Origin of the sequence: Acinetobacter calcoaceticus ANC 3811 (assembly GCF_000399665.1) — a bacterium.
Classification (GTDB): Bacteria; Pseudomonadota; Gammaproteobacteria; order Pseudomonadales; family Moraxellaceae; genus Acinetobacter; species Acinetobacter calcoaceticus_B.
The window spans coordinates 3235475-3247707 of the sequence record NZ_KB976986.1 but is presented as its reverse complement, the minus strand read 5'-3'; the positions used below and the strand labels follow the sequence as shown (position 1 = coordinate 3247707).

Sequence of the window (12233 nt, the reverse complement as noted above, 5' to 3'; positions counted from 1 at the left end):
CATCCTATTTTTTTATTGCTGTGATTTGAATATAACGTACATAGCCATTTTGATAGAGTTGTTGGCATAACTTTGCAGTCATTTGAATTTTAAAATTTGCCAATCCTCGGCTTTGATTTTGTCCTCGCTGATTTTGAATATACTGCGAAAAACCGAGTAATACAGGCTCGGATAAATCTTCAATTTGAATATCGACAAAACCTTGTTGTTCTAAAGTCGTTCTTAATATTTTTTCAGTTGGTACAGCATCCCAAGCGACATTTGCTGCTTTGAGTAAATAACGATGCTTTTGTTCTTGCAAGACGGTCATGTTTTGACATGAGTCGGCACGCATTAAGTAATGAAAACCTAATCGGCCTTTTGAATTTAAAACTGGAGTGACTGAATCTAGAAATGAATTTAAATGACTGTGATAAGCCGCATCAATACACAACACCGCATCGAAGCATTGTTTAAATTCAAATTGTTTTAAATTTAAAAATGAACCACAAAAAATCTGGCTTATCTCGGGGATAAGTCTTTGAATTTTATTCACACATTCAGCTTGTAGGTCAACTGCACTAAGGCTTTTGGGCTGATAGTGCTGTAGCCAGTGCAATAAACTTGCGCCTCGCCCACAACCTAAATCTAAGAAATGATCTTTTGAATTTAAATTGACAGCTTGTGCCAAATGATCTGCCAATTGGCAACAAGCTTCACGGTAGTTTTGGGTATTTTTCCAAAAACCCAAATTTGTCCAAGCAAGCTCTTCGTCATCTCCCAAACTTGATGCATCAATTGCATATTTATGGGGAATGAGTCTAGAAAGAGCCGCTCGGACTTTTATTTTCACAATTTTAGTAACCGAGTTCTGGGGCAACTTCAACCTGAGGCTTTAAACCTACAAATGGTAAAGGAGCACCTAAAATTTCAGCGATATGCATCGCGGAAGTAACTGCTGACTCTAAAATTGGTAAACCATCACAAGACCATGAACCACAGTAAAATACTTTACGGTTTAAGTCTAAATGGCGTTGTTGCAATTCTTTATTTAGAGCAATTGTTTGTGAGTCAACGACTGCACGCGTTAAGGTCACTTTTGAAATGACTTTTTTAGGGTCAATATCAGTCACTGGACGCCAAGTCTGGAACACTGGATTTTTACCCACGAGCGTAGGCTCAACCGCATTCATCCACACTGTGAATTGCTGACGCGTAAACTTACGATCCATCATATAGCTCAGCACTGACCAGTCTTTACGGCGCGGCGGCATTACTGTTGCATCTGTATGAATGACAAGATCACCTTGCTCAAAACGGAATTGCTTAAGCAAATTCATATCTTCAGCAAATTGTTCAGGATTTAAAAACTCATCAATTTTAGACGTTGGCGTTGCAACAATTACTCGATCAAATAAGTTCTTTTCACCTTGGCTGTTTTCAACCAGTACTTTCTCGCCTTGTAATTCAACGTTCTTAATTGCTGATCCGCTATGAATGTCGATATCTTTAATTAAGCTGTCTACAAATGCAGGTGTGCCACCTTTCATGCGCAATAGCATGTCGCCATCAGTTAAGTGACGTAAAAACTCAAGTAAATTTTTTGCAGGCCAGTCACCAATTGTTTTTGGGTTACACGTACAAATGGTATAGAGCACTGGCATTACCACACCATGCCAGAATACTTCTTCTATATCATTCTGATTAATAAATTCAGCAAGGGTAATATCTTGATTTTTAGATTTGAAAAACTGGTGGATTGCAGTTTTTAATTGCAACATCCCTTTCACAAGGCGCCAGCCATATTGCTGGATGCCTTTACGGTTATTGATAATCGGGAAATTACCAATACGGCTACGAGATGTGGTTAACCATGTTTCAGTACGGTCTTCAAATAACCAGCTACATGACATATAAGTACGAACCGGAAAGGTTTTAATACCTAAATGAGCAGCAAGGCTGAGCGTGTTTTTCCACAAATGTGGATTCATCACACGCAATGGTGCATCAATAATTCCACCATCGAACTCAACACTATGGCTATCCATTCCCCGGCCAGGAAGTGCTTCAAATATCGTGATCGTATGTCCTGCATCTTTCAGAATTCTTGCTGCCGCAAGACCTGCCATTCCACTGCCAATAATTGCGATATTCAAAATGATGTCCCATTTTTAGAGAATTTTTTTGATTATCACTCATACCCCCAAAAAACACCGTATTAAAAACTACCAGATTTTTATTTTTTGCATCAATTTATATAGAAAATATTTAACTACCGAGTCGGCTAATTTTTTATATTTTTTTACAAAAAAAGACAGCCTCATAAAAACTGATATTTTTTATAAATTTAAAAAAAATCTTTTAAATAAAATAAGATAATTTAACTGTATTTATATCATCTGTTTTACAACTGCCTTTTTTTGAGATATCATAGAGCCACAATAATGAGAACCAAATCACACAAAACAATGCCGAAACAACAATGAAAACCATCATAAAAACAGAACCTTTACAGCGAAAAAGCCCGCTATTCACACTTGATAGCGGGCTTTTTATTACTTTGCTTTAATAGCGAATTAAGCGCAATTAAACAATTTATGCTTATTGCATGAGTGAACCGAATTTTCCACGATTAAAATCATTAATCGCTTCCATAATTTCGGCTTTGGTATTCATTACGAATGGACCATAACCTTCGATTGGTTCATTAAGTGGTTGACCAGTCAACACTAAGAATTTAGTGTCTTCTTCTGCATTTAAGCTAAACTCAACACCTTCACGAGACAAAATCGCAACGGTTTTACCCTCAAGACGATTCGCATCATTGACCACAACTGCACCATCTAATACCACAACAAGCGTGGTGTGACCTTCAGGTACATAGAGGGTATGTTTTTGACCTTTAGCCAATTTACCGTCCCACACATTTAATGGACTAAATGTCGTTGCAGCACCTTTTGCATCTGCATATTCACCAGCAATCACGCGCAAATGGCTACCATGCTCGTCGAGTGCAATGTCTGGAATATCTTTGGCTTCAATTGCTTGATATTTTCCAGGTGTCATTTTTGAATGAGCAGGTAAATTTACCCACAATTGCACCATTTCAAAAAGACCGCCATGCTCTGCAAATTCAGGAGAATGGAACTCTTCATGTAACACGCCTGCACCCGCAGTCATCCATTGCACATCACCAGTTTTAATGGTTCCGCCGCCACCGCTCGAGTCTTTATGAGTCACTTCACCTTGGTAGGCGATTGTCACTGTTTCAAAGCCACGGTGTGGATGCGAGCCTACACCTTGCTGTTCGTTGGTTGGTGAGAAAGTATAAGGCGCTGCATAATCTAGTAGTAAGAATGGGCTTAGGGTTTGGCCTAAACGGTCATAAGAGAATAGGTTATATACAGGGAAACCATCACCCACCCAATGCATCTGGTTATTTTGATATGCACCAAGAAATTTCTTCATCTGATCTCTCCTATATATGTAGGATTTTCTTGAACTGGGATTGATTTTACGCCTCAATAATTGCAGTTTATAGATCAGGATTAGCAACACATTATTTCATCTATGAGACAATCATAAAGTTTGAGGTGCTCTTTTTAAGATCGTCCTATTTTTAAAATTCTTAATCCTATTTTTTAGACTTAATCACAACATAAAACTCAATTAGCATAATTTTAGGCAATGATGACCTAACTTAATAATTTTTAATTATTCATTTTGATAACACGAGGAAATAAAAATGGCTCAAGATTACGTGCGTTTAGACAAGGATAATGCTGCGGTTCTTTTAGTTGACCACCAAGCAGGTTTACTTTCTTTAGTTCGAGATATCGATCCAGATAAATTTAAAAATAATGTATTAGCGCTTGCAGATGCGGCGAAGTATTTTAATTTGCCGACTATTCTTACCACGAGTTTTGAAAACGGTCCAAATGGCCCTTTAGTTCCAGAGTTAAAAGAACTTTTTCCAGATGCACCATTTATTCCACGTCCTGGTCAAATCAATGCATGGGACAATGAAGATTTCGTAAAAGCTGTAAAAGCGACAGGTAAAAAACAACTGATTATTGCGGGTGTGGTCACTGAAGTTTGTGTGGCATTCCCTGCTTTATCTGCACTCGCTGAAGGCTTTGAAGTGTTTGTGATTACTGATGCTTCTGGTACTTTCAATGAATTAACGCGTGATGCTGCTTGGGACCGTATGTCTAAAGCAGGCGCTCAGCTTATGACTTGGTTCGGTATGGCATGTGAGTTACACCGTGACTGGCGTAATGATGTGGAAGGTCTAGGTGCACTCTTCTCAAATCATATTCCTGATTATCGCAACCTCATGACTAGCTACAGCTTTAATACATCGCAAAAATAAATTCTATTGCCAAGATTAGAGTGCTTAAGCGCTCTAATCTTGAATTTAAATGGATTGATCTGGCATTGATAAGTTCTTTTGATGATTTTTATTATTTCTATTTGGTCGTGAAATACGGCGGTTTTAGTGCGGCCAGTGAAGCTGAGAATATTAGTAAGTCCAAGCTCAGCCGACGCATTATTGACCTTGAAAGTAAATTTAATGTCAGCCTCATTCAAAGAACAACCCGTCATTTTAAAGTGACCGATTTAGGTCAAGAGTTCTATGAAGAATGCTGCAAAGTTATAGCTCAAGTTGAATGTGCAGAAAACGTTTTGTTAAAGCAAAAAAGTGAACCTCAAGGTTTAGTAAAAATAAGCTGCCCACCGCTTATGATGCATTTTCAAATTAGAAAAATTTTAAATCAGTTTTTAAAAACCTATCCCAAAGTTGAGATTGCACTCGAGCTGACAAGCCGTCGGGTAGATATTTTGCATGATGATATCGACCTTGCTATTCGAACCAATTTCGAACCCAATGAAGATTCGAATTTAATTGTTCGTGATGTGATTAAAACCGACCACTGTCTAGTGGCTTCGCCCGAATTACTTCAAGGCCGTACTATTGAGCATTATTCCGAATTACAAGACTTTCCAAGTATCAGCTTAGGCACTCAAAAACAAAACCCTATTTGGCATTTATGCAATATTCGAAATGGTGAATCGGTTGATGTGCCTTATCAACCACGAATAAAAAGTAATGACTTGGCAGGTGTTTACTATGCAGTGATGGACGGGTTAGGCATTGCCGACCTTCCCTTTTTAACTGTCGAATCTGAAATTCGTAAAGGCACACTTGTTCATATTCTTCCTGACTGGAAATCGAATATTGGCATGCTTCAACTGGTTTATGTATCTAGAAAAGGCCAACGCCTTGTGGTCGAGAAACTCATTGAAACACTGATTGAAGAACTCAGACGTTTACCGGAAAGCCATGAAGGATATCTGCCAACTTAAATAAAAAACCGGTCATGAATGGGCATGACCGGTTTTTGTGAAACATCACATACAGCATAACTGCATGTTTTCGTTCAGAACAAAACGAACTCGCTTTGTTCCTTACTCAGATAAGTCTACGCATAGGTATTTCATTTCAACATATTCTTCGATGCCGAATTTTGAACCTTCACGACCTAGACCTGATTGTTTTACGCCACCAAACGGAGCAACTTCATTTGAAATCGCACCCGTGTTAATGCCGACCATACCGTACTCAAGTGCTTCACCCACTCGCCATTGACGAGCTGTGCTTTGAGTAAATAAATAAGCAGCTAAACCAAACTCGGTATCGTTCGCCATTGCCACTGCTTCGTCTTCAGTTTTAAAGCGGAATAGTGGTGCAAGCGGACCAAAAGTTTCTTCTTTAGACACTTTCATGTCTTGCGTTACGCCAGTTAACACAGTTGGTTCAAAGAATGTACCGCCAAGTGCTGAACGCTGACCACCAATACGAATTGTCGCGCCTTTCTCAGTTGCATCTGCAATATGAGACTGAACTTTTGCAATCGCATCTTCATCAATTAAAGGTCCTTGAGTTGAACCTTCTTGACGGCCATCGCCAACTTTCAATTTAGACACGGCTTCAACCAAACGGTCTGCCAACGCATCGTAAATACCGTCTTGAACATAAATACGGTTAGCACAAACACAAGTCTGGCCACTGTTGCGGTATTTACTTGCCATAATGCCCTGAACAGCTTGTTCAAGATTGGCATCGTCAAATACCACAACTGGCGCGTTACCACCAAGTTCAAGTGAAAGTTTCTTAATGGTTGGCGCACATTGTTGCATCAAGATACGACCCACTTGGGTTGAACCTGTGAAGCTTAACTTACGAACAATATCGCTTTCGCATAGTGTTTTACCCACTTCAACCGCATCACCACTAATGTTAATTAAAACATCAGCTGGTAAACCTGCCTGTAACGCCAATACTTCAAGTGCATATGCTGTTAACGGCGTTTGCTCTGCTGGTTTAACCAACATTGAACAACCCGCAGCAATTGCCGGACCCGCTTTACGCGTAATCATAGCAGCGGGGAAGTTCCACGGCGTAATTGCAGCAGTTACCCCAATCGCTTGTTTAATCACGAGCAAGCGTTGGTTTGGTAAAGTTGGCGTCAACACTTCACCATCAACACGGCGGGCTTGCTCAGCAAACCAACGGATGAATGATGCTGCATAACCAATTTCACCACGTGCTTCTGCCAATGGTTTACCTTGCTCAGCCGTTAAAATCTGAGCAATATTTTCTTTGTGCTCAAGCATGAGGTTGTACCATGCCAATAACACATCAGCACGAGCCAAGGCAGTTTGCTTTTTCCAAGCAGCCTGCGCTTTTGCTGAACGATTAATTGCGGCTTCAACCCCTGCGCGGTCATAGGTTTTTACCCATGCCAAAGTTTCACCCGTAGCAGCATCATTAACTTCGATATAATCATTTGATGCAGGTGCCTCTAATGAAATATCAGGATGTCTTAATAAATACTGCAAATTATTTTGAATCATGCAGATTGCTCCATCGCTTTTGCACTACCTGCTTTGAGTGTCGCAAAACCTTGTTTCAGGATATCAAGGCCTTGACGGAATTGCTCAGCAGGAATGGTTAATGGATATAGGAAACGAATTACATTACCGTATTTACCACAAGTAAGAAGTAACAACCCGTTTTCCATTGCATAGTTTTGTACAACTTTTGCTTGCTCAGCCGTTTCAAGCTCTACTGCAACCATTGAACCTAATGCACGAATATCAGTGACAATATCGCCTGTTGCTTGTTGAATATCTTTAAGCGCAACAACTAACTCAGCACCTAGTTCATTTGCACGTTCACATAAGTTTTCTTCTTCAATCGCATCAATAACCGCGTGCGCAGCAGCAACCGCAATCGGGCTACCTGCGTAAGTACCGCCTAGTCCGCCTGGGTTTGGTGCATCCATGACTTCTGCACGGCCAACAACACCTGAAATTGGAAAACCACCACCCAAGCTTTTTGCCATAGTGATGAGGTCTGCTTTAGTCTCAAAATGATTCATCGCAAACAATTTACCTGTACGAGCAAAGCCAGATTGCACTTCGTCAGCAACCAATAAAATGCCGTGCTTGTCGCAAATTGAACGTAAACGTTTTAAGAATTCGGCTGGTACAACATGAAAACCACCTTCACCTTGCACTGGCTCAAGCACAATTGCTGCAACATCGTGTGGTGCAATATCTTCACTGAAGATATCTTCAACGCTTTCAATTGCCGCGTCTACTGAAATACCTTTAGCTGGTACAGGGTAACGTGCGTGGAACACACCCGCTGGCATCACACCGAAATCACGTTTGTAAGGTGCAGTTTTACCTGTCATTGCCATGGTCATAAATGAACGACCGTGGAAACCGTTACCAAACGTGATAATGCCGTGACGGCCTGTATAACAACGAGCAATCTTTACTGCATTTTCAACAGCTTCTGCACCTGTTGTGAAAAAAGCTGACTTCGCAGGACCAGCAATTGGCGCACGCTCATTAATACGCTCAGCTAAGGCCACATAGCTTTCATAAGGTGTTACTTGATAGGCAGTATGAGTAAATTTAGTGAGTTGTTCAGTCACCGCTGCAATCACTTTAGGGTGGCGATGGCCTGTATTTAAAACCGCAATACCACCAGCAAAGTCGATAAATTGGTTGCCTTCCTTGTCCCAAAGTGTCGCGTTTTCAGCTTTTTCCGCATACCACTGACACATCACGCCTACACCACGTGGAGTTGCTTGCTGTTTACGTGCGTTAAGTGCAGAATGTTGATTATCCATTTGATTCCCTCATATTTTTCATCATCAGTTGCAGCTTTGGTCTTACATCCTGCGCTTAATTTTCAGGGTGCTTTACAACAACTGCCTATGCATGTAATTTCGCTCGTCTGGCGGCAACTGACGAGAGCCATTTTTTAACTGTAGGAGAGAGCCAATTGCGTAGTTTGCTTGGAGATCATTTATTACAACGGCTCCAACAGGACACCGAAGGTAAACTACATCAACGTCTTTTCCGTTGTCTGCGTGGTGCCATTATTGATGGCGTCGTTCAGCCTAAAACTCGCTTGCCCGCTTCCCGTGACTTAGCTAGTGAAATTCATGTTTCCAGAAATACAGTTCTTACTGCCTACGAACAGCTACAGGCTGAAGGCTATTTAGAAGCACGTACAGGTCATGGCACATGGGTTGCTGAAAAACTACCAGAGAGTTTTTTAAATACACAAAATAAGAAAAAAGCAGCTTCAAGTCCGAAAGTTCAAAACTCTTATGCGCTCTCCAACCGTGGCTCAAACTTATTAGGCTATGCCGCAGCCTCGCCACATCAATGGGGAGCTTTCGTGCCAGGCGCACCCGATGTAACAGAGTTTCCACATCATATTTTTAGTCGTATTCAGGCGCGTTTAAGCCGAGAGCCTGACATTAACCGTTTAATTTACAGTAATGCTGGTGGCTGTATTGAGCTTCGAAGTGCGTTGGCAGATTACTTACGCGTTGCACGTTCAGTTCAGTGTGACGCTGACCAGATTATTATTACCGAAGGTATTCACCAAGCGATTGACTTAGTTTCGCGTGCACTTAGCGATATTGGTGATCGCATCTGGATTGAAGATCCAGGCTATTGGGGAATGCGCAACATGCTACGTATTAATGGCGTAGATATTCAACCCATGCCAGTCGATGCCGAAGGCATTATTCCCGAAGAAAATCCAGCAAAACCACCCAAATTAATTTTTGTCACACCATCACACCAATATCCATTAGGTTCACATTTAAGCCTAGATCGTCGACGTAAATTGATTGAAATTGCCCGCCAGCACAATAGCTGGATTGTAGAAGATGATTACGACAGTGAATTCCGTTTCTCAGGCCAACCTTATCCATCCTTACAAGGTTTAGAGAATGATGCACCTGTGCTGTACATGGGTACGTTTAGTAAAACCATTTATCCATCTTTAAGAATTGGATATCTAGTGGTGCCTAAACCCCTCTTTTCACCGCTACGTATTGTGGCAGCTGAACTGTATCGTGGTGGACATTTACTTGAGCAAAAGGCCCTAGCAGAATTTATTCGTGAAGGTCATTACGAAGCGCATATTCGTCGTATGCGTTTACTTTATGGCAAAAGACGCGATTACTTAGTCAGTCTGATTAAACGCTATCTTGGCCCCGAATTTATTCATGAATATGACGAAGCAGCAGGATTACACTTAGTTTTAAAATTGCCAAACTCTTGCGATGATGTCGCGATTGCAGCAACCGCACTCGAACGTGGTGTCAAAGTTCGCCCACTTTCACAATACTACATGCAGTCGCATGCACATGCAGAGCGCGGCTTACTCATGGGCTTTGCCTGTGTAAATGAAAAAGACATGGTGATGGCTTTTGGTGTGTTGCTCCAGTGCTTACGTGAAGCGGGTGTACAAACAATTAATTAAGTCTGTTTTTCCCCCAATCAATAAAAAAGAGCCTCACAATGAGGCTCTTTTTTTATTCTAAAAAGACTAAACTAAATTTTCTTCTTGAGTATGAGTGAGATGGGTTGTTCTACGCTCTTTACCCCACCCTAGTTTTTCCGACAATATTCCAAAAAACACAATAATGCCGAACAATGCTGTGGTGTAAATCACTTCTTTAAAATATGTACCTTCAATCAACATGGTCAGAATTGCACCAATAATTGCAAAGATCACTACATAAGTTAAGTAAGGGAACATCCACATTTTAAAGTCAATTTTAACGCCTTCAGCTTCGAGTTTTTTACGCATACGGAGCTGAGAATAAGCAATCGTCAGGTACACATACAATGTTGCTGCACCCGTCGTTAGCATGAAAAAGTCATAAACATCCATACTCTTAGTTGCAGTTAAAACCACGGCAATCACAGAGAAGAAACATGACACAATCACACCAATCCACGGACTGCTTTTGCTGTTTACAGAGCCAAAACTTTTTGGTGCATCACCGCGTTTAGCCAACGAAAATAACATACGTGAACATGTGTAAAGTGCAGAGTTAAAACAACTACATACCGAAGTTAGAACCACAAAATTTACGATATGACGTGCCCCCGGAATACCAAGCGCTGACAAAGTCACGCTATAGGTTCCCCAAGTCGAATCTTTCAAAAGTTCATTGTTGTGAGGAATCAAACATACCGCAACGAACATTGAGCCTACATAGAATAAAATAATTCGCCAAACCACCGAGTTCGATGCTTTACGAATTTCTTTCGATGGATTTGCCGATTCTGCTGCCGCTACAGTGACAATTTCAGCACCAATATAGGCAAACATGACCCCAAGCAAGGCGGTAATAACGGAGGATCCTCCATTTGGCATAAAGCCTTGAGAGGTTAGATTACTAATACCTGAAGCAGCTGGATTGCCCCAAGGCCACAAATGCATGATGGCTAAACTGCCAATCACCAAGAAGATAACAATCGCAATGACTTTGATGAGTGCAAACCAGAACTCAAACTCGCCATAGTTTTTCACGTTTTGTAAATTGACTGCGACCAATGCACCAATCACGACAACCATATAGGCCCAGATCGGTATAAATGGGAACCAATTATTTAGAATTTTACCCGCCACATAGGCTTCCCATCCCATGAGCATTGCGAGCGTACACCAGTATAACCAGCCAATTGAGAAACCTGCCCAACGACCAATCGCACGGTCAGCATATGTTGAAAAAGAGCCACTATCAGGGTTTAAAACGGCCATCTCGCCTAACATACGCATGATGAACCAAACGAGTAGACCACCCAAAGCATAGGTTAGAAAAACTACAGGTCCCGTATTGTAAATAATACTGCCCGAGCCCACGAATAAAGAGCCACCAATTACCCCTGCAATCGAGATCATCGTTAAGTGGCGTGATTTGAGTCCATGTTTTAAACTTTGGGAGTGATTGGCTTCAGAACCATTTTGATGAGCTGCCATATCATTTTCCTTAATATATGGAGGATATCGGCTAGTCTCGGAAAACCTCCGAAGCCAAAAAATATCCCCTAAAAATTTAGCCGTTCTGCCCAATTCCTAAAACAGAAAAATCACTGAGCTTATCCGGCGCTTCCGTATGCATACTTCCAATGGCTTTAATTTGTCGTTTCGGCAGTCAAGAAACGAGAGCCATTTTTGGAATAAAAGAGAGAGCCAATTGCAAAATTTATACGCAAAATTGGCTCTTTTTATATTGGATGGGGGTAAATGGTTTTAAGTTTTTATTATGAAAATAAATAAGTTTTAATTTAATCAGTTTAGAAGTCTTTAGTTTTGTTCAGAGATTAATAACGCTTTTGTGCCTGTTTCCAAGGCTCTAAAGATATGTTTTTGGTCAGCAGGGTAACAAATATAGTCTCCAACACCGAGTTCAACAGCTTCATCAATTAAACCCACCAAAGCTTTACCTTCGACCACAATAATGTGTTCCACAGAACCAACTGGATGAGGTTCTGAAAGACGGTCTTCACCCGGCTCAACAATCAATAAATACACATCGCGGCGTGCATGCGGTGGACAAGTCGCCAGCAAAATTGCCTTATAATTAGCAATCTCTGAACTCACTGTTGGCCCATCGCCACAGCGAATGACTTGTACTTGATTGCTCGGTTCTTCCATCAAACGTGCAAATGGAATATTTAAAGCTACACAAAGTGCCCATAAAGTTTCAATGCTTGGGTTACCTTGGCCAGCCTCTAATTGTGAAAGTGTAGACTTTGCAACGCCTGCACGACGAGCAACCTCTGCCAAAGAAAGCCCTGCTCTTTGACGTTCACGATTTAAACCTTTGGCAATAATTTCAATTGGCTGAGACATTCACCAC

The 12233-nt window shown here is 41.1% G+C and carries 10 protein-coding genes; 3 read left to right on the top strand and 7 right to left on the bottom strand.

Features of this window, described 5'->3' with window-relative positions; all coding sequences use genetic code 11:
• Positions 1-4: 4 nt before the first annotated feature.
• The 3 genes from F935_RS16435 to F935_RS16425 all read right to left on the bottom strand — a co-directional run bounded on the left by F935_RS16435 (position 5) and on the right by F935_RS16425 (position 3447).
• Positions 5-832, bottom strand: a complete 828-nt coding sequence (locus F935_RS16435) for an SAM-dependent methyltransferase (RefSeq protein WP_035366373.1) — start codon at positions 830-832, stop codon at positions 5-7.
• A 4-nt stretch (positions 833-836) separates the two neighbouring features.
• Positions 837-2135 carry an FAD-dependent oxidoreductase gene (locus F935_RS16430; protein ID WP_016139913.1) on the bottom strand — a complete coding sequence of 433 codons (1299 nt, stop codon included), beginning with the start codon at positions 2133-2135 and terminating at the stop codon, positions 837-839.
• Positions 2136-2580: 445 nt separating this feature from the next.
• Positions 2581-3447, bottom strand: a complete 867-nt coding sequence (locus F935_RS16425; protein WP_016139912.1) for a pirin family protein — start codon at positions 3445-3447, stop codon at positions 2581-2583.
• Between the two features lie 277 nt (positions 3448-3724).
• On the opposite strand from F935_RS16425, the gene ycaC reads away from it, so the two are divergent.
• Together ycaC and F935_RS16415 are read left to right on the top strand one after the other, a co-directional pair.
• The gene (ycaC, locus tag F935_RS16420) at positions 3725-4351 is read left to right on the top strand and encodes an isochorismate family cysteine hydrolase YcaC (protein WP_002052204.1); all 627 of its coding nucleotides are present in this window, start codon (positions 3725-3727) and stop codon (positions 4349-4351) included.
• Positions 4352-4371: 20 nt separating this feature from the next.
• Positions 4372-5346 carry a LysR substrate-binding domain-containing protein gene (locus F935_RS16415; protein ID WP_016139911.1) on the top strand — a complete coding sequence of 325 codons (975 nt, stop codon included), beginning with the start codon at positions 4372-4374 and terminating at the stop codon, positions 5344-5346.
• 102 nt (positions 5347-5448) lie between these two features.
• Here the strand turns inward: F935_RS16415 and F935_RS16410 are convergent, their stop codons facing one another.
• Together F935_RS16410 and gabT are read right to left on the bottom strand one after the other, a co-directional pair.
• Positions 5449-6897: an NAD-dependent succinate-semialdehyde dehydrogenase gene (locus F935_RS16410; RefSeq protein ID WP_016139910.1), complete on the bottom strand. Its 1449-nt coding sequence runs from the start codon at positions 6895-6897 to the stop codon at positions 5449-5451.
• Positions 6894-8186, bottom strand: coding sequence for a 4-aminobutyrate--2-oxoglutarate transaminase (gene gabT, locus F935_RS16405; RefSeq protein ID WP_016139909.1), 1293 nt, complete (start codon positions 8184-8186; stop codon positions 6894-6896). Before gabT ends, F935_RS16410 begins: the two co-directional genes overlap by 4 nt.
• A gap of 155 nt (positions 8187-8341) precedes the next feature.
• Between gabT and F935_RS16400 the strand changes: the two genes are divergently transcribed.
• The gene (locus F935_RS16400; RefSeq protein ID WP_016139908.1) at positions 8342-9841 is read left to right on the top strand and encodes a MocR-like pyridoxine biosynthesis transcription factor PdxR; all 1500 of its coding nucleotides are present in this window, start codon (positions 8342-8344) and stop codon (positions 9839-9841) included.
• Positions 9842-9907: 66 nt separating this feature from the next.
• Here F935_RS16400 and F935_RS16395 read toward each other — a convergent pair whose 3' ends face one another.
• On the bottom strand, positions 9908-11350 hold the full coding sequence (locus tag F935_RS16395) for an amino acid permease (protein ID WP_016139907.1): 1443 nt from the start codon (positions 11348-11350) through the stop codon (positions 9908-9910).
• 327 nt (positions 11351-11677) lie between these two features.
• Complete coding sequence (locus F935_RS16390; RefSeq protein ID WP_004789974.1) at positions 11678-12226, bottom strand: helix-turn-helix domain-containing protein; 549 nt, start codon at positions 12224-12226, stop codon at positions 11678-11680.
• Positions 12227-12233: the final 7 nt, after the last annotated feature.

Excerpts from the sequence above, each read along its gene's own strand:
- F935_RS16390 (WP_004789974.1), bottom strand. The coding sequence starts at position 12,226 with ATGTCTCAGCCAATTGAAATTATTGCCAAAGGTTTAAATCGTGAACGT.
- gabT (WP_016139909.1), bottom strand. The coding sequence starts at position 8,186 with ATGGATAATCAACATTCTGCACTTAACGCACGTAAACAGCAAGCAACT.
- F935_RS16410 (WP_016139910.1), bottom strand. The coding sequence starts at position 6,897 with ATGATTCAAAATAATTTGCAGTATTTATTAAGACATCCTGATATTTCA.
- ycaC (WP_002052204.1), top strand. The coding sequence starts at position 3,725 with ATGGCTCAAGATTACGTGCGTTTAGACAAGGATAATGCTGCGGTTCTT.
- F935_RS16395 (WP_016139907.1), bottom strand. The coding sequence starts at position 11,350 with ATGGCAGCTCATCAAAATGGTTCTGAAGCCAATCACTCCCAAAGTTTA.
- F935_RS16425 (WP_016139912.1), bottom strand. The coding sequence starts at position 3,447 with ATGAAGAAATTTCTTGGTGCATATCAAAATAACCAGATGCATTGGGTG.